This window comes from Hydrogenophaga sp. H7 (assembly GCF_002025745.1).
Taxonomy (GTDB): domain Bacteria; phylum Pseudomonadota; class Gammaproteobacteria; order Burkholderiales; family Burkholderiaceae_C; genus Hydrogenophaga; species Hydrogenophaga pseudoflava.
The window spans coordinates 157,208-182,303 of sequence record NZ_MCIC01000016.1 but is presented as its reverse complement, the minus strand read 5'-3'; the positions used below and the strand labels follow the sequence as shown (position 1 = coordinate 182,303).

At 69.5% G+C, this 25,096-nt stretch carries 25 protein-coding genes; 17 read left to right on the top strand and 8 right to left on the bottom strand.

Features of this window, described 5'->3' with window-relative positions:
- Positions 1-11: 11 nt before the first annotated feature.
- Complete coding sequence (locus BC358_RS14400; protein ID WP_079366369.1) at positions 12-1,325, bottom strand: FAD-binding oxidoreductase; 1,314 nt, start codon at positions 1,323-1,325, stop codon at positions 12-14.
- A gap of 2 nt (positions 1,326-1,327) precedes the next feature.
- On the bottom strand, positions 1,328-2,245 hold the full coding sequence (gene speB, locus BC358_RS14395; RefSeq protein WP_079366368.1) for an agmatinase: 918 nt from the start codon (positions 2,243-2,245) through the stop codon (positions 1,328-1,330).
- A 175-nt stretch (positions 2,246-2,420) separates the two neighbouring features.
- Here speB and gstA point away from each other — a divergent pair, with 175 nt between their 5' ends.
- Positions 2,421-3,032, top strand: a complete 612-nt coding sequence (gene gstA / locus BC358_RS14390) for a glutathione transferase GstA (RefSeq protein WP_066152115.1) — start codon at positions 2,421-2,423, stop codon at positions 3,030-3,032.
- A gap of 3 nt (positions 3,033-3,035) precedes the next feature.
- Here gstA and BC358_RS14385 read toward each other — a convergent pair whose 3' ends face one another.
- Together BC358_RS14385 and BC358_RS14380 are read right to left on the bottom strand one after the other, a co-directional pair.
- Entirely contained in the window at positions 3,036-4,253 is a 1,218-nt protein-coding gene (locus BC358_RS14385; RefSeq protein WP_079366367.1) for a YbfB/YjiJ family MFS transporter, read from the bottom strand.
- 150 nt (positions 4,254-4,403) lie between these two features.
- Positions 4,404-4,997: a hemerythrin domain-containing protein gene (locus BC358_RS14380; RefSeq protein WP_066152108.1), complete on the bottom strand. Its 594-nt coding sequence runs from the start codon at positions 4,995-4,997 to the stop codon at positions 4,404-4,406.
- Positions 4,998-5,217: 220 nt separating this feature from the next.
- Between BC358_RS14380 and BC358_RS14375 the strand changes: the two genes are divergently transcribed.
- Both BC358_RS14375 and BC358_RS14370 read left to right on the top strand, forming a co-directional pair.
- Entirely contained in the window at positions 5,218-5,652 is a 435-nt protein-coding gene (locus BC358_RS14375) for a lysozyme inhibitor LprI family protein (RefSeq protein ID WP_164868422.1), read from the top strand.
- 261 nt (positions 5,653-5,913) lie between these two features.
- Positions 5,914-7,116: a peptidoglycan-binding protein gene (locus tag BC358_RS14370; RefSeq protein WP_164868423.1), complete on the top strand. Its 1,203-nt coding sequence runs from the start codon at positions 5,914-5,916 to the stop codon at positions 7,114-7,116.
- A 15-nt stretch (positions 7,117-7,131) separates the two neighbouring features.
- Here the strand turns inward: BC358_RS14370 and BC358_RS14365 are convergent, their stop codons facing one another.
- On the bottom strand, positions 7,132-9,414 hold the full coding sequence (locus tag BC358_RS14365) for a cation-translocating P-type ATPase (RefSeq protein ID WP_079366364.1): 2,283 nt from the start codon (positions 9,412-9,414) through the stop codon (positions 7,132-7,134).
- 126 nt (positions 9,415-9,540) lie between these two features.
- Between BC358_RS14365 and BC358_RS14360 the strand changes: the two genes are divergently transcribed.
- The 6 genes from BC358_RS14360 (at position 9,541) to BC358_RS14335 (ending at position 16,084) form a co-directional block, all read left to right on the top strand.
- Positions 9,541-9,741 (top strand): heavy-metal-associated domain-containing protein, encoded by a 201-nt coding sequence (locus BC358_RS14360; protein WP_079366363.1) that lies wholly within the window; start codon positions 9,541-9,543, stop codon positions 9,739-9,741.
- Positions 9,738-10,199 carry a Cu(I)-responsive transcriptional regulator gene (cueR, locus tag BC358_RS14355; protein WP_079366362.1) on the top strand — a complete coding sequence of 154 codons (462 nt, stop codon included), beginning with the start codon at positions 9,738-9,740 and terminating at the stop codon, positions 10,197-10,199. The genes BC358_RS14360 and cueR overlap by 4 nt, the downstream gene beginning before the upstream one ends.
- A gap of 165 nt (positions 10,200-10,364) precedes the next feature.
- On the top strand, positions 10,365-11,006 hold the full coding sequence (locus BC358_RS14350) for a Spy/CpxP family protein refolding chaperone (protein ID WP_079366361.1): 642 nt from the start codon (positions 10,365-10,367) through the stop codon (positions 11,004-11,006).
- Positions 11,007-11,129: 123 nt separating this feature from the next.
- Positions 11,130-12,338: a 5-demethoxyubiquinol-8 5-hydroxylase UbiM gene (ubiM, locus tag BC358_RS14345; RefSeq protein ID WP_079366360.1), complete on the top strand. Its 1,209-nt coding sequence runs from the start codon at positions 11,130-11,132 to the stop codon at positions 12,336-12,338.
- A 133-nt stretch (positions 12,339-12,471) separates the two neighbouring features.
- The gene (locus tag BC358_RS14340) at positions 12,472-13,398 is read left to right on the top strand and encodes a histone deacetylase family protein (RefSeq protein WP_066152086.1); all 927 of its coding nucleotides are present in this window, start codon (positions 12,472-12,474) and stop codon (positions 13,396-13,398) included.
- Between the two features lie 7 nt (positions 13,399-13,405).
- Positions 13,406-16,084 carry a bifunctional acetate--CoA ligase family protein/GNAT family N-acetyltransferase gene (locus tag BC358_RS14335; protein WP_079366359.1) on the top strand — a complete coding sequence of 893 codons (2,679 nt, stop codon included), beginning with the start codon at positions 13,406-13,408 and terminating at the stop codon, positions 16,082-16,084.
- Positions 16,085-16,389: 305 nt separating this feature from the next.
- On the opposite strand, the gene BC358_RS14330 is transcribed toward BC358_RS14335, so the two are convergent.
- Positions 16,390-17,337: a prenyltransferase gene (locus BC358_RS14330; protein WP_218669496.1), complete on the bottom strand. Its 948-nt coding sequence runs from the start codon at positions 17,335-17,337 to the stop codon at positions 16,390-16,392.
- 120 nt (positions 17,338-17,457) lie between these two features.
- On the opposite strand from BC358_RS14330, the gene minC reads away from it, so the two are divergent.
- From minC to infA, 8 genes are all read left to right on the top strand, one after another.
- The gene (gene minC / locus BC358_RS14325) at positions 17,458-18,246 is read left to right on the top strand and encodes a septum site-determining protein MinC (protein ID WP_079366357.1); all 789 of its coding nucleotides are present in this window, start codon (positions 17,458-17,460) and stop codon (positions 18,244-18,246) included.
- A gap of 18 nt (positions 18,247-18,264) precedes the next feature.
- Positions 18,265-19,080 (top strand): septum site-determining protein MinD, encoded by an 816-nt coding sequence (gene minD, locus BC358_RS14320; protein WP_079366356.1) that lies wholly within the window; start codon positions 18,265-18,267, stop codon positions 19,078-19,080.
- A gap of 2 nt (positions 19,081-19,082) precedes the next feature.
- Positions 19,083-19,343, top strand: a complete 261-nt coding sequence (gene minE / locus BC358_RS14315) for a cell division topological specificity factor MinE (protein ID WP_066152072.1) — start codon at positions 19,083-19,085, stop codon at positions 19,341-19,343.
- A gap of 18 nt (positions 19,344-19,361) precedes the next feature.
- The gene (locus BC358_RS14310; protein WP_079366355.1) at positions 19,362-19,802 is read left to right on the top strand and encodes a thioesterase family protein; all 441 of its coding nucleotides are present in this window, start codon (positions 19,362-19,364) and stop codon (positions 19,800-19,802) included.
- A 46-nt stretch (positions 19,803-19,848) separates the two neighbouring features.
- Entirely contained in the window at positions 19,849-21,339 is a 1,491-nt protein-coding gene (locus tag BC358_RS14305) for a M48 family metalloprotease (RefSeq protein WP_079366354.1), read from the top strand.
- Between the two features lie 18 nt (positions 21,340-21,357).
- Positions 21,358-22,218, top strand: a complete 861-nt coding sequence (locus BC358_RS14300; RefSeq protein WP_143434313.1) for a hypothetical protein — start codon at positions 21,358-21,360, stop codon at positions 22,216-22,218.
- Positions 22,219-22,585: 367 nt separating this feature from the next.
- Positions 22,586-22,870, top strand: a complete 285-nt coding sequence (locus BC358_RS22350) for a hypothetical protein (RefSeq protein WP_256861523.1) — start codon at positions 22,586-22,588, stop codon at positions 22,868-22,870.
- A gap of 32 nt (positions 22,871-22,902) precedes the next feature.
- On the top strand, positions 22,903-23,157 hold the full coding sequence (gene infA / locus BC358_RS14290; RefSeq protein WP_066152059.1) for a translation initiation factor IF-1: 255 nt from the start codon (positions 22,903-22,905) through the stop codon (positions 23,155-23,157).
- Between the two features lie 25 nt (positions 23,158-23,182).
- On the opposite strand, the gene BC358_RS14285 is transcribed toward infA, so the two are convergent.
- Together BC358_RS14285 and BC358_RS14280 are read right to left on the bottom strand one after the other, a co-directional pair.
- On the bottom strand, positions 23,183-23,983 hold the full coding sequence (locus BC358_RS14285) for an SDR family NAD(P)-dependent oxidoreductase (RefSeq protein ID WP_079366352.1): 801 nt from the start codon (positions 23,981-23,983) through the stop codon (positions 23,183-23,185).
- 73 nt (positions 23,984-24,056) lie between these two features.
- Positions 24,057-25,088 (bottom strand): patatin-like phospholipase family protein, encoded by a 1,032-nt coding sequence (locus BC358_RS14280; protein ID WP_079366351.1) that lies wholly within the window; start codon positions 25,086-25,088, stop codon positions 24,057-24,059.
- Positions 25,089-25,096: the final 8 nt, after the last annotated feature.

Below are 25,096 nucleotides of genomic sequence, written 5' to 3'. Positions count from 1 at the left end.
CCGCCGGCGCATCAGCCGATCACGTCCTTCATCCGGTGCCAGAGCATGCCCAGCGCCAGCGTGGGCGTGCGCAGCAGCGGGCCGCCGGGAAACGCGTGGTGCTTCAGGCGGGCGAACAGGTCGAAGCGCGCGGCCTGCCCCGCCACCGCCTCGGCCACCATCTGGCCGGCCAGGCCGGTGAGCGCCACGCCGTGCCCGCTGAAGCCCTGCAGGTAGTAGAGGTTGTCGCCCAGCCGCCCGAAGTCTGGCGCGCGGTTCATGCTGATGTCGACGAAGCCACCCCAGACGTACTCGACCGGCACGCTCTTCAGCTCCGGGAACACCACGCCCATGCGCCGCGCCATCACGCCCTTCAGGTCGGGCGGGGTCATGGTGGTGTAGCTCACGCGGCCACCGAACAGCATCCGGTGGTCGGCGCTGAAGCGGAAGTAGTCGAGCACGAAGTTGTTGTCGCAGACCGCCGCGTTACCGGGGATCAGGCGCTCGCACAGCGAAGGGTCCAGCGGCGCCGTGCCGACGATGTAGGTGCCCACCGGCATGATGCGCGGCGCGATCTCGGGCGCCACCGCCGGCCCGAACTCCGGCAGCATGCAGTTGCCCGCCAGCACGCCAAAGCGCGCCGTCACCTGGCCTCGGGCGGTGCGCGCCACCAGCGTGCGGCCGCGGTCCAGCCCCGTCACGGGCGAGTGCTCGTGGATGCGCACGCCCGCCGCCCGCGCCGCCTGGGCCAGGCCCAGCGCGTACTTGAGCGGGTGCAGGTGGCCCGAGGTGTTTTCGCGGAAGGCCGCCACGTAGCGCGGGCTGCGGATGAAGCGCGCCACGTCCGCGCCCTCGGCCCAGTCGCAGGCCACGCCGCGCCGGCTGTGGTCCTCGAATTCTTCGTGCAGGGCCCGCGCCTTCTTTGGCGAATCGGCGACGTAGGTGTAGCCGCGCCGCCAGTCGCAATCGATGCCGTGCGCCGCGATGCGCTGCTCGATCAGTTCCACCGCCTCCACCGACAGGTCCCAGGCGCGCTGCGCGTCCGCCGCGCCCAGCTGCGCCTCGAACGGTCCCTGGCCGCTGGCGTAGCCGACGATGGCCTGGCCACCGTTGCGGCCGCTGGCGCCCGAGCCGATGCGGTCGGCCTCCAGCAGCACCACGCTCAACCCCTTCTGCCGCAACCCCAGCGCCGCCGACAGCCCGGCGAACCCGCCGCCCACCACCACCACGTCGGCCTCGACCGCCCCTTCCAGCGGCGCACAGGCCGCCGGCCGGACCACGCTGGCCTCGTAGTAGCTCTTCTGGTTGAGCTGGGTGTCGGAGCCGGTGAGAGATCGCGCGAACATGGTCAACGTTTTGCGACCTGGCCGCAGAGGTAGCTCCACACGAAGGTGGCGGCCGCGTTGGTGGTGAGTTCGGCGTGGTCGTAGGCCGGCGCGACCTCGACGCAGTCCATGCCCACCCAGTTCAGCCCGGCCAGTTCCTCGATGAAGGTCAGCACCTGGGCGCTGGTCAGGCCGCCCGGTTCGGGTGTGCCGGTGCCTGGCGCAAAGGCCGGGTCCAGCACGTCGATGTCCAGCGTGAGGTAACAGGGCCGGTCGCCGATGCGCTCGCGGATCGCTGCCAGCACGGGACCCAGCGCCGCGCCGTCCAGACCACGCAGCGCCCGCGCCGTGAAGATCTGCCCGCCCTGGTCGGCCACGTACTCGCGCGCGGCGCGCACGCCGGCCGATCGGATGCCGATCTGCACCGTGTGTTCGGCGCTGATCAGGCCCTCCTGGATCGCCTCATAGGTCCAGGTGCCGTGGCCCGAAGGCTCGCCGAAGTGGTCCGTCCAGGTGTCGCAGTGGGCGTCGAAGTGCACGCAGGCCAGGGCCTCGCCGTGGCGCGCCTTGGCGGCGCGCAGCAGCGACAGCGTGACCGAGTGGTCGCCGCCGAGGAACACGCAGTGGTGCTTCGCCATCAGCTCGGCCGCCTGCCGCTCGATATGCGTGCGCACCTCGGGCAGCGGCGAGGCGTTGGGCAGGCGCATGTCCAGCGCGTCGCCCAGCAGCTCCAGCGGCGAGACGTCGAACACCGGGTGGATGCCGTCGCACAGCATCAGGCTGGCGGCGCGGATCGCCTGCGGCCCGAAGCGCGCGCCAGGGCGGTTGGTCACCACGCCGTCGTAGGGCACGCCCGAGATGGCGAACGGCTGGTCCGCCAGCGGCGCGCAGGCCAGGAAGCGGTTGGTGTTGAGGGCGAAAGCGAATTGACCGGTGGCCATGGATCGTAGGAAGTGACGGGCCGCCGGGGCCCAAGTGGCCTGAAAGATACTTCGAAGCAAGCCATTCGACAGGACCACTTGAAGCCCCGCGAGCCGGGCCAGACCCGCTGTCAGCAGAAAACCCGGCGGCCCGATAGCATCACCCGCTTTCGTCGTTCACACCAAGGAGACCCCCATGCTCAAGCTCTACTACTCCCCCGGCGCCTGCTCGCTTTCGCCCCACATCGTGCTGCACGAATCCGGTCTGCCCTTCGAGGCCATCCCGGCCCCGACCAAGACCCACCAGCTGCCCGACGGCACCGACTACTACACCATCAACCCGCTGGGCTATGTGCCGCTGCTGGTGATGGCCGACGGCGAGAAGCTGCGCGAAGGCCCGGTCATCGTCCAGTACATCGCCGACCAGGCGCCCGAGAAGAACCTCGCCCCGGCCTACGGCACCCTGGGCCGCTACCGCCTGATGGAGTGGCTGACCTTCATCGGCACCGAGCTGCACAAGAGCTTCTCGCCCCTGTTCAACCCGGCCATGCCCGCCGAAGCCAAGCAGTCCTTCAAGGACCGCCTGGAGCAGCGCCTGGCCTGGGTCGACGGCGAGCTGGCCGGCAAGCAATACCTGCTGGGTGACGCCTTCAGCGTGGCCGACGCCTACCTGTTCACCGTCACCAACTGGGCCGCCTTCGTCGGCGTGGACATCAGCGGCCTGGCCAACCTGAATGCCTACCGCGCACGCGTCGGCGCGCGCCCTGCCGTGCAGGCAGCCCTCAAGGCCGAGGGTCTGGCCAAATAAACCTCAGAGGGCACGCTGTCGCAAGGCCAGCAGTGCGCCCAGCCACAGCGCGCCGGCCGAGAACACCAGGCCGCGCGCCAGGCCGCCGGGGCCGTCGGCGATGAAACCCACCACCGTGGGGCCAACGATCTGCCCGGCTGCGAAGGTCACGGTGAACGCGCTGATGCCGGCCGCCCACTGCGTCGGCGGCAGGTTGTGGCGCACCAGGGCCGTGGTGCTGGCCACCACCGACAGGAACACCGCGCCGAACAGCAGGCCCGAGGCCAGCAGCAGCGGCCAGGCGGTGGTCAGCGCCGGCACGATGGCGGCCACCCCCAGCAGCGCGTTCAGGCGCGCCAGCGGCTGGCCGTCGCGGTGGCGGTCCAGCAGGCCGGCCCAGATGCGCGAGGACGCGATCACCGCCAGGCCCAGCAGCGCGTAGAAGGTGGACACCGCCGCCGCGCTGGCGCCCTGCTCGCGCAGCAGCGCGATCACGAAAGTCATGTAGCCGATGTAGCCGATGCCGAAGCCCATGTAACCCAGCAGGCCGAAGGCAAAGTCGCGCCAGCGGAAGGGGCGCAGCGACACCGTGGACCCGGCGGCACCGCTGGCGGCCTGCGGCGGCGTGGCCTCCAGCCGGTCCAGCACGCGGGCCGGCCAGACCATCAGCGCCGTGGCGCCCGCGCACAGCAGCGCCATCGCCCACCAGCCCCAGGACCAGGCGTGCGGCCGTCCCTGCGCCATGTCCAGCACCAGCGGCACCCCCAGCGCCGACAGCGCGATGCCGATGCCCGTGCCCCCGTAGTACAGGCCCAGCAGCAGGCCGCTGCGCTGTGGCTGCCGCGTCCCCAGCCGCGCCGCCAGCAGGCCACCGGTGCTGAACACCAGGCCGCTGGCCACACCCGCCAGCAGCCGCTGCAGCAGCAGCGCCGCGGCACTGGTGAAAAAGCCGCTGGCCGCCATGAACAGCGTGGCCAGCACGGCCCCGACCACGAACAGCCGGCTGGGCGACGTGCGCTGCAGCAGCCGGGCCATGGCCATCGCGCCGAGCAGGTAGCCCACGGCGTTGGCCGTGTTCATCGACCCGGCCAGCGCATAGCTCCAGCCCAGGTCCTCGCGCATCGGTGGCAGCAGCAGCCCGTAGGCAAAGCGTGTGATGCCCAGCGACACCGCCGCACCGAGCGAGAGCGCCAGGGCCAGGCGCCCGTAGGGAATGGGGTCGTGCGGCGAGGAAAGGGGCATCCGCCCATTGTGGCGCGTCAAGGCACCCGCGACCCGCGCAGCGGCGGAGCGTGGGGGCCAAGGAATCCAGCGCCGGGCCGCCCCAAGCTGGATTCGCGCCCCCCTGGGGGGCAGCGACCCACGCCAGTGGCGGAGCGTGGGGGACCTCCTTCAGCCGCCGAGACCGACCGGCGCCGGCGCCTTCATCACGATGCGGGTAAACAGGCGGTCGAACTGCGGGTCGCGCGGAATGCGGCCGTTCAGCGGGTCCTGGTTGGTCGCGAAGGCGGCGTTCAGCGCGTGCCAGTCGGTTTCGGTGAGGTGGCGCTCGGCCTCCGGCAGGATCACGGTCTCTTCCAGCCGCATGTGCTCCAGATAGAAGTCGACATAGCGCGTGACCTCGTCGACGAAGGCCGCCCGGCGCCCGTCGCCCAGCAGCTCCCAGGCCACCAGCATGTGCATGAGTTCGCGGACCCGGGGCTCGCCGCGCAGGTGGTCGCGCTCGAGCTGGTCGATGGTGGCCATGGTGTGCGGTGCGGCCTTGACCACGCGCGGGAACAGCAGGTCCGACTCCTTGGGGTGGTGGTGCCGCTCGGGGAACTCGTCGATGTAGAACAGCATCGCGCGCAGCACATCGAAAAAGCGACCGGAATCGTCCAGACCGTTGACCTCGGGCCCGCGCCGCACCAGCTGCATCAGCGACTGCAGCATGGCTGCCAGGGTGGCGTGTTCTTCGCGAATGACGCGCAGGGCTTCGTGGGTCATGGGTGTTGTCTCCGGCTGTGCATAGCCGACCGTCCGGTCGGCGAATGGTTCCCCTAATATGGCGGAACCGGGTGCCAGGGGGTTTGATACATGTCAAGCCTCGCGGGGCGGCACCCGCCGAAGGGGGTGGGTCTTACAAGTCGTTGCATACCAAAGTGCTAGCATTTTTGGGGTTCCCGGGCCTTGCCTGGTTCTGTCCACCGCTGTCACACCACCCACCATGAAACCCATCCGAATCGCCCTCCTCGCCCTGTCCCTGGGCGCCGCCAGCTGCGCCACCACCGCCAGCGAAACCCCGGAAGCCCCGCCCCCGCTCGGGCTGCTGGAAAGCAAGACCTACCTGGACTGTATGAAGAAGGCCAACGGGCGCGTGGAGCAGGCGCCGTGCATCCAGAAAGAGCTGGCCTGGCAGAAGGATCAGCTGAACCAGTTGTACGAAGCCCTGGCCAGACAGCTGAACGAGTCGCAGCGGGCCGAGCTGACGAAGTCCCAGAACGCATGGAAGACGTTCATCGAACAGGAAGGCACCCTGGCACAGAGCGTCTACGACCCGCAGGGACTGGACATGGGAGTCGACGAGAACGAAATCCGCTGGACCGCACAGCGTCGCCAGCAGCTGCAACGCCACCTGACCATCACCAGGCTCGGCAAATAAGCACCACGGTCCAGAGAGACCGATTCAGGGGGAAAGACAATGAAACACATCGATATCAATGACGCGGCACAACGTGCCGGAGCGGTGTACTTCGTCGTGGGACGAGGCACCGAAGGAGGCCCTGCCTCGTACCGCTTGAGCGTCGCCGGGGTGGGCCCCCAGGAATGGGGAACCGTCTCTGCCGTAGCAGCGAACAGTGGTTATTCGCTCGGGTCCATCCAGGTCGACCTCGGGCAGCGTGGCACCTGGCCATTGGGAGCCGTGAACGGCAGGTCTCTCCTGCCCGGAGAGACCACCTATGTGGATGCGGTGATCACCCAGACTTCGGCCTATGCCCGTACCCACCAGCTGCCCTTCCCCGACGACAGGGCCGGCCTCGCTGAACTGAGAAGCGATCTGCTCAGTCATGGCAACGGCCAGCGGAACCGACCTTCCATTCGGTTCATCTCCGCCGAGCACCGGGACACCTTCAACGCCTGGGCGGGTTCAGATGCAGGAAAGCAGTGGATTCACAGAAACATCGACTTTCCACAGGTCCAGGCGGTGGCCGACGCAGCCAAGGAGGTCATCGACCAGCATGGCCAACACATTCCGGAACAGCGCCGCTTCGAGGTGCTGTGCATCCTCGCAAAGAACGCCAACCAGCACCCTGCCTCGTACCGGGAACTGGTCGGTTCGTTGAAGGGGGGAGCGGACTATGAGAGGTTCATGAACAAAGTGGCCGAACTGAACGGTTCGGTGCCCAACTACGACGCGGACAAAGCCGGCGAACTCGCCCGCCAGTACCAGGAGAACTTCCAGAAACCCGGCAACGCGCTGGCGATGGAAGCCGCGCACCGCCAGGTGGCCAGCGACCGCTACCGCCCTTCCGAAGAACGCCACATCCCCGAGATCCAGACCGCCCTCGCCGCCTACCGGCGCGATGTCAACGACCCGTCGGTGCTCGACCGCGGGGACCAGGGCAACGAGGTCCGGCTGCTGCAGCAGGCCTTGCAGCGCAACGGCAAGTCCCTCAAGGACGACAGCGATTTCGGCGCGGGCACCGAGCGCCTGCTCACCGAGTTCCAGCGCGAACACCGGCTCGCCCCGACCGGCTTTGGCGACCACCCCACCCTGCAGGCGCTGGGCATTGCGCCGGCGCTGGACGCCACCAGCTCGGCCTCCCTGCAGCGCATGGTGGACGGCCTGCGCACGGGTGGCCGGTTCAGCGGCGACCAGATCGACCGCATCGCCGAGTCGTCGCACCACTACCTGCTGGAGCACCGCGCCGCGCTGGGCGAGGTCACCCGCGTCCAGCTGCGCAACGACGGGCAGAAGATCCTGTTCCAGAACGGCTTCAGCCAGATGCGCGAACTGGACACCCGGCAGGCGCTCGACGGCTACCGGCCCGCACAGCCCCTGGTGGAGGCGCCGGCCACTCCTGTGCAGGCGCCCGAACGCACGGCCGACGCCGTGCGGCAGTGACCGTCCGCCACCGCCTCAGCGCCCGGGCTTCCAGCGCTTGAGCAGCAGCGCGTTGCTCACCACGCTGACCGAACTGAGCGCCATCGCCGCGCCGGCCAGCACCGGGCTCAGGTAGCCCAGCGCCGCCAGCGGGATGCCGGCCGCGTTGTAGGCGAAGGCCCAGAACAGGTTCTGCCGGATCTTGCTCACCGTGCGGCGCGAGATGTCCAGCGCCGCCGGCACCATCGCCGGGTCGCCGCGCATCAGGGTGATGCCGGCCGCGTGCATGGCCACGTCGGACCCGCCTTCGCGGCTGCCCATGGCGATGCCCACGTCGGCGGCGGCCAGGGCCGGCGCGTCGTTGACCCCGTCGCCCACCATGGCCACGGTGTGTGTGTGACCGGCCCCCGCTTCTTCGCGCAGGCGTTTGACGATATCCGCCTTGTCGCCCGGCAGCACCTCGGCGATCACCGCACCGCCGTCCACATCCATGCCCAGCCGCCGCGCCATGGCCTCGGCCGCGCCGCGGTTGTCGCCCGAGACCATGTAGGTCTTCAACCCCTGGGCCTTGAGCGCCGCCAGCGCCCCGGCCGCACCGGGCTTGGGCTCGTCGCCGAAGGCCAGCAGGGCCAGGGCCGACCAGGGCTGGTCCTCGCCCGCACGGCTGGCCAGCAGCGACACCGTGGCGCCATCGGCCTGGTGCCGGTGCACCGACAGCGCCAGCGGCCCCAGCGGCACACCCAGTTCGTCCATCCAGCGCAGGCTGCCCAGCACCAGGGTCACGCCCTTGATCTGCCCCAGCGTGCCGCGGCCGGTCACCGCCTGCACCTCCCGGGCCGCGTCGGCGGCCACCACCAGGCCGCGCGCCGTGGCCGCCTCCAGCACCGCATGCGCCAGCGGGTGGGCACTCTGCGCCTGCAGCGCCGCCGCCGCGCCCAGCACCGCCTCCTCGTCGGCCCCGGACACGGCCTCGATCAGCAGCAGGCGCGGTTTTCCCACCGTCAGCGTGCCGGTCTTGTCGAAGGCCACGGTGTCCACCTTGTGCGCGATCTCCAGCGCCTGTGCGTCCTTGATCAGGATGCCGTGGCGCGCCGCCACGCCGGTGCCCGCCATGATGGCCGCGGGCGTCGCCAGGCCCAGCGCACAGGGGCAGGCGATCACCAGCACCGCCACCGCGTGCAGCAGGGCATCCTCCATCGGCGCGCCGGTCCAGAGCCAGCCCGCCAGCGTGACCAGCGCGATCACCAGCACCACCGGCACGAACACCGCCGCCACCTGGTCCACCATGCGCTGCACCGGCGCCTTGCCGGCCTGCGCGTCCTGCACCAGGGCGATGATGTGGGCCAGCACGCTCTGCGCGCCCACCGCTTTCACCCGGATCTCGACCGACCCCTCGCCGTTGAGCGAGCCGCCGGTGATGCGGTCGCCCGGGCGCTTGGCCACCGGCATTGCCTCGCCGGTCAGCATGGATTCGTCGGCCTGGGTCTCGCCCAGCAGCAACTCGCCGTCGGCCGGAAAACGTTCGCCGGGCAGCACGCGCACGATGTCGCCCGCCAGCAGTTCGTCCACCGGCACATCGCTCATCTCGGTGCGCTTGACGCCATCGGGCACCAGGTGGGCCCTTTCCGGCCGCAGCGCGTGCAGCGCGCGAATCGCGTCGGTGGTCTGGCGCTTGGCGCGCGCCTCCAGCCACTTGCCCAGCAGCACCAGGGTGATCACCACCGCGCCGCCCTCGTAGTAGAGGTGCACCATCTCGCCAGGTTCGGCCTTGAACCACAGCCAGGTGGACAGCGCCCAGGCCGCCGTGGTGCCGATGGCCACCAGCAGCTCCATGTTGCCGGTCAGGGCCTTGAGCGCGTGCCAGCCGGCCTTGTAGAAGCGCGCACCGAGCCAGAACTGCACCGGCGTCGCCAGCAGGAACTGGATCCAGGCCGGCAGCATCCAGTGTCTTCCGAACAGGTCGCCCACCATGGGCAGGGCCAGCGGCGCCGACAGCAATGCACCGATCACCACCGGCCAGAGGTCCAGCGGCAGGCCCCACAGACGCTCCTGTTCCACCTCGGGCGCGTCCATCGCGCGCGGCTCGTAGCCCGCGTCGCGCACCGCGCGCCGCATCAGTGCCGCGGCGTGGGTGGCGTCGCTGCCGCGGTAGACGATGCGCGCCGACTCGGTCGCCAGGTTCACCGTCGCCGCCTCCACGCCCGGGTGTTTGCGCAGGGCCTTCTCCACGCGCGAGACGCAGGAGGCGCAGGTCATGCCACCGATGCCCAGGTCGATCTGGCAGGTGTCGTCGTTCAATTCCATCGTGACTGAGTTCATGGGGTGAGCATAAGGTTTACCCCCATGGGAAGGTCAAGCCACAAGGTGTATCCACCGAGGCCACTTGACCTTGACACCATGTCAAGGTGCATCATTGCGCTGTTTTCAATCCACTGGAGCTACTCCATGAGCCAACAGACCTTCACCGTGCAGGGCATGACCTGCGGCCACTGCGAACGCGCCGTGCAGACGGCCATCAAGACCCTCGACCCGCAGGCCGAGGTGCGGATCGACCGGGCGCAGAACCTCGTCGAGGTGAACACCGCCCAGCCGCGCGAAGCGGTGGCGGCCGCGATCCGGGAAGAGGGTTACCAGGTCGCCGCATGAAATCCGACCCGGCCGGCACTCCGGTGTCGGACAGCGACGCCGTTCAGGACGCGGCCATCCGCTGGCCGGTCAGCATCGGCACCGCCGCGCAGCTCTCGGGCATCTCGCCCAAGATGCTGCGCCACTACGAGTCGCTGGGCCTGCTGGGCGCGGTGGCGCGCACCGGCAGCAACTACCGCCAGTACAGCCTGGCCGATGTGCACACGCTGCGCTTCATCCGCCGCGCGCGCGACATGGGCTTCGGGCTGGACGCCATCACCGAGCTGGTGAGCCTGTGGCACAACCGGCGGCGCAGCAGCGCCAGCGTCAAGCGCATCGCCCAGAAGCACCACGACGACCTGGCCCAGCGCATCGAGGCGCTGCAGGCCATGCAGCGCAGCCTGCACACCCTGCTGTGCCACTGCCCCGGCGACGAACGGCCCGACTGTCCGATCCTGGACGATCTGGCCCATCCTTGACCGGGATCAAACCCCAGGCTTCCCCGGTCGCAGGTTCCGGAACAAATCTTTACCGGACAGCATCACAAAGGCAGACAGCGGTACACACGGGGGTATGACACTGAACCCAAGGCACAAGGCCCTCCCGCCCGGTGTCCTCCCCCCTCAACCTCAAGGAGCCTTCGCATGAAACCCCTCGTCAAACGCAGCCTCACCGTCGCCGCCATCCTCGCCGGCATCGCAGGCGTCTCGGCCACCGCCATCGCCCAGGGCATGGGCCAGCACCACGGCATGGACCCGCAGATGCACGCCCAGCACATGGGCCAGCGCGGCCAGGGGACCCAGGCCGGAGCCGACAGCAAGCAGTGGGAAGAGCGCCGCGCCCAGCGCCTGGAGCAGATGACCAAGCGCCACGCCGAGCACCAGGCGCAGCTCAAGTCGGCCCTGAAGATCACCGCCTCGCAGGAAGCCGCCTGGAACGCTTACGTCGCCGGCACCGCGCCGAACCCGCCGGCCGGCGCGCCCGGTATGGCCCGGGAAGACTGGAGCCAGCTGACCACGCCGCAGCGCCTGGACAAGATGCAGGCGCTGCGCGCCGAGCGCGATGCCGCGATGGCCAAGCGCATCGAGGCGGTCAAGACTTTCTACGCCGCGCTCACGCCCGAGCAGCAGAAGGTGTTCGACACCCAGGCCCACGGCGGTTTCCACCGCGCCGGCATGAAGGGTGAACACCGCATGGGCGGCAAAGGCGGCCACGGTGGCCACCGCGGCATGGGCGCCATGGGCGGCGGCATGGGCTGCGACGGCCCCGGTGCCAAGGCCAGTTGATGCGTCACAGCCTTCATTGAACGGTTCTCCTCAGCCCTCACAGCCCCGGTTCGCCGGGGCTTTTTTGTGCCCGTTGACCTGAGTCAATCCCGTGGCCGTGGCACACACGTAAGCTGCCGCGCCATGGAACACGACCTCCTCATCGTGGGCGCCGGGCCGGCCGGCCTGAGCCTGGCCCGGGCGCTGCGCGGCAGCGGCCTGCGCACCACCCTGATCGAACAGAGCCCCCTCGAATCGCTGCAGAAACCTGCTTTTGACGGCCGCGAGATCGCGCTGACCCAGCACAGCGCCGAACAGCTGCGCCAGCTGGGCCTGTGGCCGCGGCTCGGCGACGAGAACATCGCGCCGCTGAAGGACGCGCTGGTGCTCGACGGCGGCTCTGGCAGGGCGCAGTCGCGCATGCGCATCGGCCACGACCTCAGCCCGAAGTCCGAGCTGGGCTTCCTGGTTGCCAACCACCACATCCGCCGCGCCGCCTTCGAGGCCGCCATGGGCGACGGCCCGGGGGACGCGCCCGAGCTGCTGTGCGGCCAGCAGGTCACGGCCATCCAGACCGACGCCCAGTCGGCCCGCCTGACCCTGGCCGGCGGAGAGACCCTGTCGGCCCGCCTGGTCGTGGCCGCCGACAGCCGCCACTCCAGCACCCGCCGCGCCATGGGCATCGCCGCCGACATGCACGACTACGGCCGCACCATGCTGGTCTGCAACATGACCCACGAGCGGCCGCACGAAGAAACCGCCTGGGAGTGGTTCGACCACGGCCAGACCCTGGCCCTGCTGCCGATGAACCCCGACCCGGTCAGCGGCCGTCCGCGTTCCTCGGTGGTGCTGACCCTGCCGCACCAGGCCATCCAGCCGCTGCTGGGCCTGGACGAGGCTGCCTTCGGTCTCGAAATGACGCGCCGTTTCGGCGGCCAGCTGGGCGACATGCGCCTGGTCAGCACGCGCCACGCCTACCCGCTGGTGGGGGTCTGGGCCCGGCGTTTCGTGGCACAGCGCTTCGCCGTCGTGGGCGACGCCGCGGTCGGCATGCACCCCGTCACCGCACACGGCTTCAACCTCGGCCTGCGCAGCATCGACACGCTCTCAAAAGCCTTGATCAGCGCCCACCAGAACGGGCAGGACATCGCATCGCCCCAGCTGCTGGAGCGCTACCAGCTGGTCCACCAGCGCGCGGCGCGCGGCCTCTACATGGCCACCCACGCCGTGGCGACCCTCTACACGCGCGAACACGTGCCCGCACGCTGGCTGCGCCGCGGCATGGTGGAACTCGGGGAGCGCTTCACCCCTTTCAAGCGGGCGGTCGCGGCTTCTCTCACCGGGCTGGGCTGAACCCGGCGCACCACAGGGCCTTGTTGCGTTGCGTCAAGGCAGCCGTCAGGCTTCGGGTCTAGATTGACACAAGTCAATCTGCACGGGCGCGCAGTCGCCCGGCAGGCATCCGCCGCCCGAGGAGACCCGAACCATGCTGTCCGCCTTCATCAGCCACGCCGACTGCGCCCGCCACGACATGGGCGCGCACCACCCCGAGTGCCCGGAGCGCCTGGGTGCCATCAACGACCACCTGCTGGTCAAGGGGCTGCTGGACTACATGGTCCCCTACGACGCGCCGCTGGCCACCGAGGAACAGCTCGGCCGCGCCCACGCCTCGCTCTACGTCAAGGAAATCTTCGATGCCGCACCCACCGAAGGCCTGCGCGCGGTCGACCCCGACACCAACATGTGCCCCCACACCCTGCAGGCCGCGCTGCGCGCCGCCGGTGCGGCCGTGCAGGCCACCGACCTGGTGCTGGCCGGCGAAGCACCCACCGCCTTCTGCAACATCCGCCCGCCCGGCCACCACGCCGAACGCTCGGCCGCCATGGGCTTCTGCTTCTTCAACAACGTGGCCGTCGGCATCCGGCACGCGCTGGACGTGCACCACCTGGAGCGCGTGGCGCTGATCGACTTCGACGTGCACCACGGCAATGGCAGCGAAGACATCTTCCGCGGCGACGAGCGTGTGCTGATGTGCTCGATCTTCGAGAAGGGGCTCTACCCCTTCAACGGCGAGAACGCGACCGGCCCCAACATGGTCAACGTCGGGCTGCCCAGCCGCTCCGGCAGCGACGCCTTCCGCGCCGCGGTCACCGAGCACTGGCTTCCCGCGCTCGAGGCCTTCCGGCCCCAGCTGATCTACATCTCCGCCGGCTTCGACGCCCACCGCGAGGACGACATGGGCAACCTCGGCCTGGTCGAGGCCGACTACGCCTGGGTGACACAACAACTGATGAAAGTCGCCGAAAAACACTGCCACGGCCGTGTCATCTCCTGCCTCGAAGGTGGCTACGTGCTCAGCCCCCTGGCCCGCAGCGTGGCCGCACATGTCAGGGTCCTCATCGGGGCCGACTGAAAGAAATATGGACAAACACTACCTCACCCCCCTCTTCCAGCCCGAGTCCATCGCCGTCTTCGCCGGCAACCACGAAGACCCGGACAGCCAGATCGCCCACGCGCGCACCCTCTGCGCCGCGCTGACCGGCCAGCGCTTCTCGGGCACGCTGGTCTTCCTGGACATCCACACCAGCGGCACCCTGGCCGACCTGGCCCAGACCCGGGCCGACCTGGCCATCATCGCGCTGCCGCCGGCCGAGGCCCTGTCGGCGCTGGAAGTGGCCGGCCGCATCAAGTGCAAGGCCGCCCTGGTGGTGGGCAGCGGTGCCAACGCCGAGATCGCGGGCGAGATGCACCAGGTGGCGCGGCGCCACGGCATGCACCTGCTCGGCCCCAACAGCCTGGGCTTCCAGCGCCCGCGCAGCGGCCTGAACGCCAGCGTCGCCGGCCCGCTGGCGGCGGTCGGTCCGCTGGCCCTGGTGTCGCAGTCGGGCGCCCTGACCTCGTCCATCCTGGACTGGGCCACCCAGAACGGCGTCGGCTTCTCCACCGTGGTCTCATTGGGCCCCAAGACCTCGGTCGACATCGCCCAGGTGCTCGATTTCCTGGCGTCCGACGCACAAACGCACAGCATCGTCGTCTATCTTGAAGGCATCTCCAACGCGCGCCGCTTCATGAGCGCGCTGCGCGCCGCCGCCAACGCCAAGCCGGTGGTGGTGCTCAAGGCCGGCCGCAAGACCGCCGGCAACGAAGCCGCCCAGACTCACAGCGGTGCCATCGTCGGCAGCGACGACGTGTTCGACGCCGCCCTGCGCCGTGCGGGTGCGGTGCGGGTGCGCTCCTTCGTCGAACTGTTTTCGGCCGCCAAATGCCTGGCCTCGCGCTACCGCCCGGTGGGCAAGCGGCTGGCCATCATCACCAACGGCGGCGGCCCCGGCGTGCTGGCGGCCGACTGGGTCAGCGAGATCGCGCTGCAGCTGGGCAAGCTCTCGCCCGAGACCATGGCCGAACTGAAGCCCAAGCTGCCCCCGCTGGCATCGCTGAGCGACCTGGTCGACCTGTCCGAAGAAGCCGTCGCCGAACACTACCTGGCCGCCCTCCACGCCGCCGGTCAGGACCGCTCGGTCGACGGCGTGCTGGTGGTGCACTCGCCCAAGGCCGGCGTCGACGCCACCGACGTGGCGCGCGTGATGGCCGAGGCCAAGGCGCGCATGAACAAGCCCCTGCTGTGCTGCTGGATGGGCGATGCGTCCGTCGGCGAGGCGCGCGAGGTGCTGGGCAAGGCCGCCATTCCAAGCTTCCGCACGCCCGAGGCAGCGGTGGGCGCCTTCGGCAACATCGCCAGCTTCTATCAGAACCAGCAGCTGCTGCAGCAGACGCCGCCGCCGCTCTCCACCCTGGCCAACCCCGACATCGAGGGCGCACGCCTGATCATCGAGAACGTGCTGACCGAGCGCCGCAAGGTGCTGACGGAGATGGAGTCCAAGGCCCTGCTCTCGGCCTTCCACATCCCGGTCACCCAGACCATCCTGGCGCGCTCGCCCAACGAGGCCATGATGATCGCGACCCAGCTGGGCTACCCGGTGGCCCTCAAGATCGACTCGCCCGACATCAGCCACAAGAGCGACGTCAACGGTGTGGCGCTCAACGTGATGAACGCGACCGCGGTGCGCGACGTCTACAACACCATGATCCAGAGCGTGGCCAGGCTGCAGCCCGGCGCCCGGATCAACGGCGTGACGATCCAGAAGATGGCGCGCAGCAAGCGCGGCCGCGAGCTCTACATCGGCCTCAAGACCGACGACCCCTTCGGGCCGGTGATCGCCTTCGGCGCCGGCGGCACCATGATCGAGCTGATCGGCGACCAGGCCATGGAGCTGCCGCCGCTCAACCAGTTCCTGGCGCGCCGCCTGATCGAGCGCTCGCGCGTGGCCGACACCCTGGGCGAGTGGCGCGGCGCCACCGCGGTCGACATGGACGCGCTGGAACACGTGCTGCTGCGCGTCTCCGAGATGGTCTGCGAGCTGCCCCAGCTGCGCGAGATGGACATCAACCCCATCATCGTGGACGAGGACGGCGCGGTGGCGGTGGACGCCCGCATCGTGATCGAGAGCGCACCCGCCACGGCGCGCAACTACGCCCACCTGGCCATCCTGCCCTACCCGGCGCGCTACGAGCAGGTCTGGCCGCTGCGCGGCGGCGGCGAGTACACCATCCGCCCGATCCACCCGGACGACGCCCAGATGCTGCAGGACCTGGTGCAGAACCTCTCGCCCGAGAGCCGCTACTACCGCTTCGTCTCCAGCATGACCGAGCTGCCGCCGTCCATGCTCTCGCGCCTGACCCTGATCGACTACGACCGCGAAATGGCCCTGGTGGCCATCCACCGTGAGCGCAAGGTCGCCGACGGGGGCGAGTTCGTCGAGACCGAGCGCGTCGTCGGTGTCTCGCGCTACATCACCAACCCGGACAAATCGAGCTGCGAGTTCTCGCTGGTGGTGGCCGACGACTTCAACGGCAAGGGCCTGGGATCGCGCCTGATGCTCAGCATCATGGAAGAGGCCCGGGACAAGGGGCTGGCCGAAATCGAGGGCCTGGTGCTGGCCAACAACCCCGGCATGCTCAAGCTCATGAAGGGCCTGGGCTTCCAGATCAAGCCCTTCGCGGAAGACCCGGACTTCAAGCTCGTCACCCACACCCTCTGAACGGCCGCCAGCGCGGTTGAACACCCGTCAAAAAGCGCCCCGGAACCCCTTCCGGCGGCGCTTTTTTTGTCCCCATCTTGTTTAACTATTCCAATATCTCTAATTCGTTGTAGTAGTAGAGGGCGGCTTCTGGTGTGGACAAGTCTGTTTTTCCTTTTGAAATCAAACCTCTGAAGGCCTTAAAACACTGTTCGAAAAGTTCTGACGCTGTTCAGTCGAAAAAGGAACAACTTGGCGACAGCCGCTTCGATTGTGGATAACAATGGTGTTCTTAAAAAGTTATCAACAGAGTTGTTGAAAACTGCTCAGTGGTTCCAGCCCAGCCAGGCAAAACCAGCCGCCATGCCCAGGCCGTGCAGCAAGGTGGCCGCCACCGTCGCGGCCAGGGCCGGGCGCAGACGGACGGTCTGGTGCCGGTGGTGGAACAGCCAGCCCGAGGCGAACAACGACAGCGGCAGCGAGACCAGCCCCCCCAGCGCAGGCACTGGCGGAATCAGCAGCCACACCGATGCCGCCAGCCACGCGTGTGCCCCGAGCGTGAGCGCGGTGTACAGCGCCCAGGCGCCGGTGGGGCCCAGCCGGACCGCCAGCGTGCGCTTGCCGACCCGGGCGTCGGCGGTGGCGTCCGGCACCCCGTTGATCAGCAGCAAGGCCGCCACCATGGCCGCGAAGTTCAGGGCCACGCTGGCCGGGATCACGAAGAACTGGCGCCGCTGGACGAAATCGGCACCCAGCACCACCAGGAACCAGGCCAGCGCCACGGTGAGTTCGCCCAGGCCGCGCGACATCAGCTTCAGCGGCGGCGCCGAATAGGCCCAGACCAGCAGCAGGCCGGCCAGCCCCAGCCCGATCACCCCGCCCCCCGCCTTCACCGCCAGCAGCAGGCCGCCGGGCACCAGCAGCAGCAACAGGGCCCTGGCCAGATCGGCGGTCTCGCGCTCGCTGGTCTCGCCGTTCTGGATCAGGCGCGAGCCGCCGGTGAAGGGAAAGAGGCCACCGGTGTTGCCGGCGTCGGCGCCGCTGCGCGCGTCGTGCAGGTCGTTGAGCACGTTGCCGGCGGCGTGCGCCATCACCGCCAGCGCCGTGGTGCCGATGGCCAGCGGGAGGTCCAGACCGCAGCCGCAGGCCGAGGCCGTCGCCGTGCCCAGGGCGCAGGCCACCACGGTCAGCAGCAGGAAGGCCGGCCGGGTCATGCGCCACCAGAGGCCGGGCCGCCAGCCGGAGGAACCAGGGGGGGTATCGCGCGCGTCCATGGCGCGCAGTGTGCCCGACACATGTGGACACGGTGCGGGTGCGGGCCGCCGGTGGTCGGCTGGTAAACTGCCCGCCGACCTGGCCGGACCCTTTCCGGCCATCTGTTCAACGCCGGATTCATGTCCACTGTCCTCAGCGCCAGCGCCCCGACCAGTTTCGAAATCAAGAGCGCCCAGCTGCCGCTGGTGGCTTTGCTGCTCAAGACCGCCGACCTCGGCCAGCTGGCCGAGGAAATGACCCAGCGTTACGGCGACATCCCCGATTTCTTCGACCACGACCCGCTGCTGGTCGACCTGTCGCCGCTGCAGGCGGGCGAGCAGGCCGACAGCCCGGTCGATTTCCCTGCGCTGGTCTCGCTGCTGCGCCGGTTCCGGCTGGCGCCGGTGGCGGTGCGCGGTGGCAACGATGCCCAGGCCGCCGCCGCCGAGCTGGCCGGCCTGATGCCGGCCCAGGACGCCACCGTACAGCGCAGCGCCGCCGCGCGCGCGCACGAGGCGCCGGTCCAGCAGGCCGCCCCCGCCGCGCCGGCCCCGGTGTCGGCCCCTGTTCCCACCGCGCCGCCGAGCGCCCTGGTCATCGACAAGCCGCTGCGCTCCGGGCAGCAGGTCTATGCGCGGGGCCGCGACCTGGTCGTTCTGGCCATGGTCAACCCCGGTGCCGAGGTCATCGCAGACGGCCACATCCACGTCTACGCACCGCTGCGCGGCAAGGCCATTGCCGGAGCGCGCGGCAACGCCGAAGCCCGCATCTTCGCGATGTCCATGGACCCCGAGCTGATTTCCATCGCTGGCATCTACCGCACCAGCGACACCCCGCTGCCGGCCGAGGTGCTCGGCAAACCCGGGCAAGTGCGCCTGGTCTCCGGCCCCGAGGGCGACAAGCTCGTCATCGAATCCCTGAATCCCTGAACCCGAGGAACCCTCACCATGACCAAGATCGTTGTCGTCACTTCCGGCAAAGGCGGCGTGGGCAAGACCACGACCAGCGCCAGCTTCGCCGCCGGCCTGGCCCTGCGCGGCCACAAGACCGCCGTCATCGACTTCGACGTTGGCCTGCGCAACCTCGACCTCATCATGGGTTGCGAGCGGCGTGTGGTCTATGACCTGGTCAACGTCATCCACGGCGAGGCCAATCTGAACCAGGCCCTGATCAAGGACAAGACCTGCGACAACCTGTTCATCCTGGCCGCCAGCCAGACCCGCGACAAGGACGCCCTGACGCAGGAAGGCGTGGAGAAGGTGCTGAACGACCTGTCCGGCATGGGTTTCGACTACATCGTCTGCGACTCGCCGGCCGGCATCGAGACCGGCGCCCTGCTGGCCATGCACTACGCCGACGAGGCCCTGGTGGTGACCAACCCCGAGGTGTCTTCCGTGCGCGACTCCGACCGCATCCTGGGCATGCTGGGCAGCAAGACCAAGCGCGCCATCGAGGGCAAGGAGCCGATCAAGGAACACCTGCTGATCACCCGTTACAACCCCAACCGCGTGGCCGACGGCCAGATGCTCAGCCTGGAGGACATCCAGGACATTCTGCGCATCCAGCTGATCGGCGTGATCCCCGAGAGCGAGAACGTGCTGCAGGCCTCCAACCAGGGCACGCCGGCGATCCACCTCAAGGGCACCGACGTGGCCGAGGCCTACAGCGACGTCATCGACCGCTTCCTGGGGGCGGACAAGCCGCTGCGCTTCATTGACGCCGAGAAGCCCGGCTTCTTCAAGCGCCTGTTCGGGAGCAAATGAGCATGTCCTTCCTCTCTTTTCTGCTGGGCGAGAAGAAGAAGACCGCCAGCGTCGCCAAGGAACGCCTGCAGATCATCCTGGCGCACGAGCGCGCCGGCCGCAACGCCTCCACGCCCGACTACCTGCCGGCCCTTCAGCGCGAGCTGGTGGCCGTGATCAGCAAGTACATCCAGATCAACCAGGACGACATCAAGGTCCACCTGGAGCGCCAGGACGACCTGGAGGTGCTGGAAGTCAAGATCGAGCTGCCGGACCGCAAGTGAAGACGGGCGGGTAGTCCCTTGAGCCGCATCCAGTTCGACCTGCCCGGGCACTTCGTCTTCTCGACGCAGATCCAGATCTACATCAGCCACGTCAACCAGGGCGGGCACCTGGACAACGCCCAGCTGCTGACCCTGGTGTCCGAGGCGCGGGTGCGCTTCTTCAAGTCCCTCGGTTACCGCGAGTCCAATGTGGCGGGCTGTCCCATCGTGGTGGGCGACCTGGTGGCCCAGTACAAGTCCGAGGGCTTCCACGGCGAGACCATGCGGGTGCGCATGCTGCCGCAGGACTTCAGCCGCTGCGGCCTCGACCTGGCCTACTGCATGGACTGCGTGGACACCGGCCGCGAGGTCGCGCGCGGCAAGATCGGCATCGTCTTCATCGACCCCGCCACGCGCAAGCCGGCCGACGTGCCACCGGTATTTCTGGCGCAGCTGGGCACCCTCGCACCGCTGAGCTGACTATCATGGCTCCCATGGCGGCGAAAGCCGCTGACAGGAGCCCAGAATGCCGAGACTTCTCGCCAGCGCCCTGCTGCTGGCCGCGACCCTGCTGGCCGGCTGCGGCACCACGGTGGTCAACCCCGTCACCGGCCAGTCCGAGCGCACGGTCATGGACGAGCGCACCGAGCTGGCCGAGGGCAAGAAGGCCCACGACGAGGTGCTCAAGGAATACGGCGTCTACAAGGACGAGCGCCTGCAGGCCTATGTGAACGAGGTCGGTCAGAAGCTGGCGAAGCAGTCGCACCGCGCCAACATCCCCTGGACCTTCACCGTGCTCGACAGCCCGGAGATCAACGCCTTCGCGCTGCCCGGCGGCTACGTCTACATCACGCGCGGCATCCTGGCCTACATGGAAAGCGAGGCCGACATGGCCGGCGTGATCGGCCACGAGATCGGCCACGTCACCGCCCGACACGGCGCGCAGCGCGCCACGCGCCAGCAGACCGCGGGCCTGGGCGTGCTGGCCGCGACGGTGCTGGGCGCGGTGCTGGAGAGCAAGGTCGGAGTCTCGGGCGGCACCGAGATGTTCGGGCAGATGGCGCAGGGCGTGGCGGCCGGGTACGTCGCGAAGTACAGCCGCGAGCAGGAGCTGCAGGCCGACAGCCTGGGCGCCGAGTACCTGGCGCGCAGCAACTACGACCCGCGCAACATGATCGACGTGATCCGGGTGCTCAAGCTGCAGGAGGCGTTCGCCGTCGAAGAGGCGCGCGCCGAAGGCCGCCCCGCGCCCGAGGGCGCCAACTGGCTGTCCTCCCACCCCAGCAACGACCAGCGCCTGCAGCAGATCAGCCAGAACGCCGCGAAGTACCAGGGCAGCTACGCGTCCGACGGCGCGCAGCGCTTCCTTCAGGTGGTCCGGGGCATGCGCTTCGGCGAGAGCCCCGAACAGGGGCTGACGCGTGGCCAGAACTTCTACCACGCCGGGCTGGGCCTGGCGATGACGGCGCCGGCCGGCTGGCGCATCCAGAACGAGCCCGAGGCGCTGACCATCGTCGCACCGCAGGGCGACGCCGCGTTGCGCATGGTCGCGATGCCGCCCCGGGCCGGCCGCACGCACGACGAGATCATCCGCAACGCCCTGCAACCCAGCGAGGGCAAGGTGACGCGCGGCCAGATCAACGGCTTTGCCGCGACCCACTTCGTCGGTGCGCGCAAGGCGCAGAACGGAGAGTCCCAGGCGATCGAAGCCACCGTGGTCACCGGCCTGAAGAACAACAGCTATGTGATGCTCTACCTCGCGGCCGATGCTGCTGCGCGCAACCGTGCCATGCCCGGCCTGGTGGCGGCCGAGAAGTCCTTTCGCGCCATGACTGCGGCCGACCAGCAGGCCGCCCGGCCCTGGGTGGTGCAGACCGTGCCGCTGCCGCGCGGCGGCTTCACCGAACTGGCCCGACAGTCGCCCCTGACCGAAAAGCGCCTGCAGCTGCTCAACGGCACCTGGGGCCGCAGCGATCCGCCGGTGGGGCAGGTGGTCAAGACCGTGGTCGAACAGTAAGCGACCCTGGTGGCTGCAATGGCAACGCCCGACACGACCCCCGAACCCGACAACGGGCCAGACACCACGCCCGGCATCCCGCCTTCCCGGCCCGCGCCTTTGGCGCCGCCAACGCCGCACCAGGTATCCGACACCGCGTTCCGTCCGCCCGAGCGAGACGGCATGAGCGGCCTGACCATCGGGTTGCTGGCCGCGGTCGTGGTCCTGGGGCTGTATGTGCTGGTGAACTGGCCCTGGTCGCGACCTCCGTTGGCCGTCGCGGAGCCGGCAGCGGCGTCCGTCCCCGCCGCGCCCGCCGCTCCCTCAGTGGTCCCAAAACCCACGGTCACCGCTGCCGCTGGCCCGGCGCCCGCTGCCGAGCCACCACCCGCCGAGCCGTTGTCGGCGGTGCACCGCTGCGAAAACGCCAGCCAGGTGACCTACACCGACGGCCCCTGCCCGGCCGGCATGCGCGGCCACCCGGTCGACACCACGACCGCGCTGAACGTCGAGGGCGCGCAGGGCACCACGCTCTACCGCTGCCGCGGTGCCGGCCGGTTCTGGTCGGTGGTGCATTGCCAGCACCGCGGCGCCGAGATCGTCAGCATGCACACGGTGCCCGCGAACCTTTCGCTGGCCGAACAGATCGTGTTTGCCCGCAACCGGGAAGCCCTGGCCAGGCCCACCAAGGGGGTTGCGCCGCGGCCGACCGGTGTCGGCCCTGTCGCCCCCCCGAATGCTGCCCAGAAGAAGGCGGAAGATTGCAGGCGCCTGGACAACCTCGTGGCTGTGCTGGACGACTACGCGCGCCAGCCACTTCCGCCAAGGGAGCAGGACTCGGTCCGGCGCGACCGCAAGAAGGCGCGCGACGAACAGTTCCGCCTGCGCTGTGGCCGTTGAACCGGCCCCACTTGGCAATTTTTTCCACATCGTGGTACATTAGCGGCTTCGCCTTGGGCGACAGACCCGGTTGCAGCGCCCCTGGCGCGGCCCACCACCCCGGCAGAGGGTCGGTCTGTCCAGCCCCTCCATCGCGAGCCAAGCCCTCACCGCACCCAACGCGGTCCCCCGGCGAGGCACTTTTTCCCCGCTGCTCTCCCCATGCCTCTGCCGAGGGCTGGTACCAGAAAGCCCCGATGCCGCTGATGCGGTGCGGTGCTTCGGGTTGGCGCAGTTGGGCACCCCGGCACCCTGGGGCTGCCACCGTGTATGTCGGGCCTTGTCGGGCCGGCGGCCCAGCCGCAGGTCCTGCCCATAGAAGTTCTTGATGATCCAGACGTTTCCCGTGTCCGCCCCTGTGGTGCGGACCCCTTGTACCTCCGCCCCCCTGACCCTGGGGCGTTACCGCATCAGCGCCCGCCCGCGGGCCCTGGCGGACGGGCGCTATGCCGCCTTCGTATCCATCGCCAGCGGCACCGGCAGCGCCAGCACCGACCGCGTGATGCGCTTTACCGAAGATTTCGCCACCCACGAGGCCGCGGCAAGATACGCCATGGCCCAGGGCATCGACTGGGTGCGCGAGACCGCGCGCCCCGCGATCCGCACCAACTGATCCGAATCCCACGACTCCAGGAGAACCACACCATGGCCAAGGAAGAACTGATCGACATGATGGGCATCGTCAACGAGGTGCTGCCCGACACCCGTTTTCGCGTCACGCTGGACAACGGTCACCAGCTGATCGCCTACTCCGCCGGCAAGATGAAGAAGAACCACATCCGCATCCTGGCGGGTGACCGGGTCTCGCTCGAACTCTCGCCCTACGACCTGAGCAAGGGCCGCATCAACTTCCGCCACATCGAGGGCCGCGGCCCGATGGCGCCGCGCAAGCCGCGCTGATCGGCCCACCGCGGCATGGTCGGGTTCACATCCCCATGCCGCCGTCCACCGGCAGGCCCGCGCCCGTGATGAAGCGCGCGGCGTCGGAACACAGGAACACCACCGCATCGGCCATGTCGGCCACCGTGCCCAGGCGCCCCAGCGGCGTCTGCGCGACGATGGCGCCGACCGCGGCCTCCGGCGCCGGGAACAGCCCGGCCGTCACCACGTCGGCTGCCAGTTTCATGCCCATGTCGGTCGGCACCAGACCCGGGTAGATGCAGTTCACCCGCACGCCGTAGCCCAGCTGGCCGGCTTCCATCGCAGCCACCCGCGTGAGCCGATCCACCGCCGACTTGGTGGCCGAGTAGCCGGCGATCGCCGGGAAGGCGATGGTGGCCGCGACCGAGGCCACGTTGACCACGGCCCCTCCTTTCCCGGCCACGCCGCCCGGGCGCATGGCGCGGAATGCGTGCTTGAGGCCCAGCGCAGTGCCGACGATGTTCACGTCCAGCATGCGCCGCAGCGCATCGGCATCCAGCTCCGACACCAGCGCGGTCTCCTCGATCCCGGCGTTGTTGATCAGGATGTCGAAGCCGCCGAAGGTGGTGTGGACGGCATAGATCGCGGCGAGCCAGCCAGCCTCGTCGGTCACATCCAGCTGCACGAAGGCGGCTCGGCCGCCGGTGGCGCTGATCGACCGGGCCGTCTCGCGGCCCGTGTCTTCAAGAATGTCGCCGATCATCACGGCCGCGCCGGCCGCGGCGAGGGCCTGCGCCATGCCGGCGCCCAAGCCACGGGCACCCCCGGTGACCAGGGCGGTGCGGCCTTGCAAGAGAGAGCTCATGGGTGTTTCTCCGGTGGGGGACGGCCCGCCAGGGCGATCCGGGCCCACCATTGTCGGCAGCGCCGGTCCCGGGTCAGCCGAACAGCCCGGCAAGTTCGACAGTGCCGTGGCGACCGACGGCTGCCCGGTGCGTGTCCAGCCACTGCCGGCCCTGCCCCCGCCCCGCATCGAACAGCATCTCGAAGAAGCGCTGGCCGGCGGCGGCCTTGGTGTCGGTCCCCAGTTCCCCCAGCACCGGGCCGGGCTCGATGGCGTGAAAGCGTGCCCCGGCCAGCCGCCGCTCCAGAGGGCCGCGGCGCCACCAGCTGATGTGGGCGATGCGCTCGCGCAGGTGCGCGAACATGCGCATCTCGCGCAGGAAGGTGGCGTTGAAGGCCAGCTCCTGCATGCGGTGTTCGATGTCCTGCGCCGACTGCGGCGTGGCGGCGTAGCGCAGCGGCGTGAGCATCACCAGCAGCGTGTCGCGCGTGGGGGTTTCCAGCAGCAGCGGGTAGACGGCGGGGTTGGCCGAATAGCCGCCGTCCCAGTGCGGCTGACCGTCGATCAGCACGCTGCGGTGCAGGCGCGGCAGGCAGGCCGAGGCCAGCACCGCGTCCAGCGACAGGTCGGCGTTGCGGAACAGCCGCAGCCGGCCGGTGTTGGCCTCGGTGGTGGCGATGAACAGCCGCACCGGCGAGCGCTGGCGCAGGCCCTCGATGTCCAGCTGCTGGCGCAGCACGTCGCGCAGCGGGTTGAGGTCGAAGGGGTTGAGCTGCTCGGGCGTGAAGTGATGGGTCCACTGCAGCATCAGGCGCATGGCCGGCGCCAGCTGGTAGCCCGAGCCGTCGGCCCGCGGCACCGCCACCTCGAACGGCAGGCTGCCGGCCACGGCGGTCCAGAAGCGGCGCAGCGCGGCGCGCGCGCCCTCGCGGCCACCGTGCATCAGGCCCTGGGCCAGCACCACCGCGTTCATGGCGCCCGCGCTGGTACCGCTGACGCCGTCGAAGGCGAGCTGTCCGTCCTCCAGCAGCGCGTCGAGCACGCCCCAGGTGAAGGCCCCGTGCGCCCCACCGCCCTGCAGCGCCAGGTTCAGCGCGGGCGTGGCGGTCTGCCAGGGCAGGCGCATGTCGCGCG

Bases quoted from the DNA above. Each gene is read 5' to 3' on its own strand.
- minC (WP_079366357.1), top strand. From the start codon at position 17,458: ATGTCCACTGTCCTCAGCGCCAGCGCCCCGACCAGTTTCGAAATCAAG.
- BC358_RS14305 (WP_079366354.1), top strand. From the start codon at position 19,849: ATGCCGAGACTTCTCGCCAGCGCCCTGCTGCTGGCCGCGACCCTGCTG.
- BC358_RS22350 (WP_256861523.1), top strand. From the start codon at position 22,586: ATGATCCAGACGTTTCCCGTGTCCGCCCCTGTGGTGCGGACCCCTTGT.
- BC358_RS14385 (WP_079366367.1), bottom strand. From the start codon at position 4,253: ATGCCCCTTTCCTCGCCGCACGACCCCATTCCCTACGGGCGCCTGGCC.
- BC358_RS14380 (WP_066152108.1), bottom strand. From the start codon at position 4,997: ATGACCCACGAAGCCCTGCGCGTCATTCGCGAAGAACACGCCACCCTG.
- BC358_RS14360 (WP_079366363.1), top strand. From the start codon at position 9,541: ATGAGCCAACAGACCTTCACCGTGCAGGGCATGACCTGCGGCCACTGC.
- BC358_RS14350 (WP_079366361.1), top strand. From the start codon at position 10,365: ATGAAACCCCTCGTCAAACGCAGCCTCACCGTCGCCGCCATCCTCGCC.
- minD (WP_079366356.1), top strand. From the start codon at position 18,265: ATGACCAAGATCGTTGTCGTCACTTCCGGCAAAGGCGGCGTGGGCAAG.
- minE (WP_066152072.1), top strand. From the start codon at position 19,083: ATGTCCTTCCTCTCTTTTCTGCTGGGCGAGAAGAAGAAGACCGCCAGC.
- infA (WP_066152059.1), top strand. From the start codon at position 22,903: ATGGCCAAGGAAGAACTGATCGACATGATGGGCATCGTCAACGAGGTG.
- BC358_RS14400 (WP_079366369.1), bottom strand. From the start codon at position 1,325: ATGTTCGCGCGATCTCTCACCGGCTCCGACACCCAGCTCAACCAGAAG.
- BC358_RS14335 (WP_079366359.1), top strand. From the start codon at position 13,406: ATGGACAAACACTACCTCACCCCCCTCTTCCAGCCCGAGTCCATCGCC.
- BC358_RS14300 (WP_143434313.1), top strand. From the start codon at position 21,358: ATGGCAACGCCCGACACGACCCCCGAACCCGACAACGGGCCAGACACC.
- BC358_RS14285 (WP_079366352.1), bottom strand. From the start codon at position 23,983: ATGAGCTCTCTCTTGCAAGGCCGCACCGCCCTGGTCACCGGGGGTGCC.
- BC358_RS14330 (WP_218669496.1), bottom strand. From the start codon at position 17,337: ATGGACGCGCGCGATACCCCCCCTGGTTCCTCCGGCTGGCGGCCCGGC.
- BC358_RS14365 (WP_079366364.1), bottom strand. From the start codon at position 9,414: ATGAACTCAGTCACGATGGAATTGAACGACGACACCTGCCAGATCGAC.
- speB (WP_079366368.1), bottom strand. From the start codon at position 2,245: ATGGCCACCGGTCAATTCGCTTTCGCCCTCAACACCAACCGCTTCCTG.
- gstA (WP_066152115.1), top strand. From the start codon at position 2,421: ATGCTCAAGCTCTACTACTCCCCCGGCGCCTGCTCGCTTTCGCCCCAC.
- BC358_RS14340 (WP_066152086.1), top strand. From the start codon at position 12,472: ATGCTGTCCGCCTTCATCAGCCACGCCGACTGCGCCCGCCACGACATG.
- BC358_RS14280 (WP_079366351.1), bottom strand. From the start codon at position 25,088: ATGCGCCTGCCCTGGCAGACCGCCACGCCCGCGCTGAACCTGGCGCTG.
- cueR (WP_079366362.1), top strand. From the start codon at position 9,738: ATGAAATCCGACCCGGCCGGCACTCCGGTGTCGGACAGCGACGCCGTT.
- BC358_RS14375 (WP_164868422.1), top strand. From the start codon at position 5,218: ATGAAACCCATCCGAATCGCCCTCCTCGCCCTGTCCCTGGGCGCCGCC.
- ubiM (WP_079366360.1), top strand. From the start codon at position 11,130: ATGGAACACGACCTCCTCATCGTGGGCGCCGGGCCGGCCGGCCTGAGC.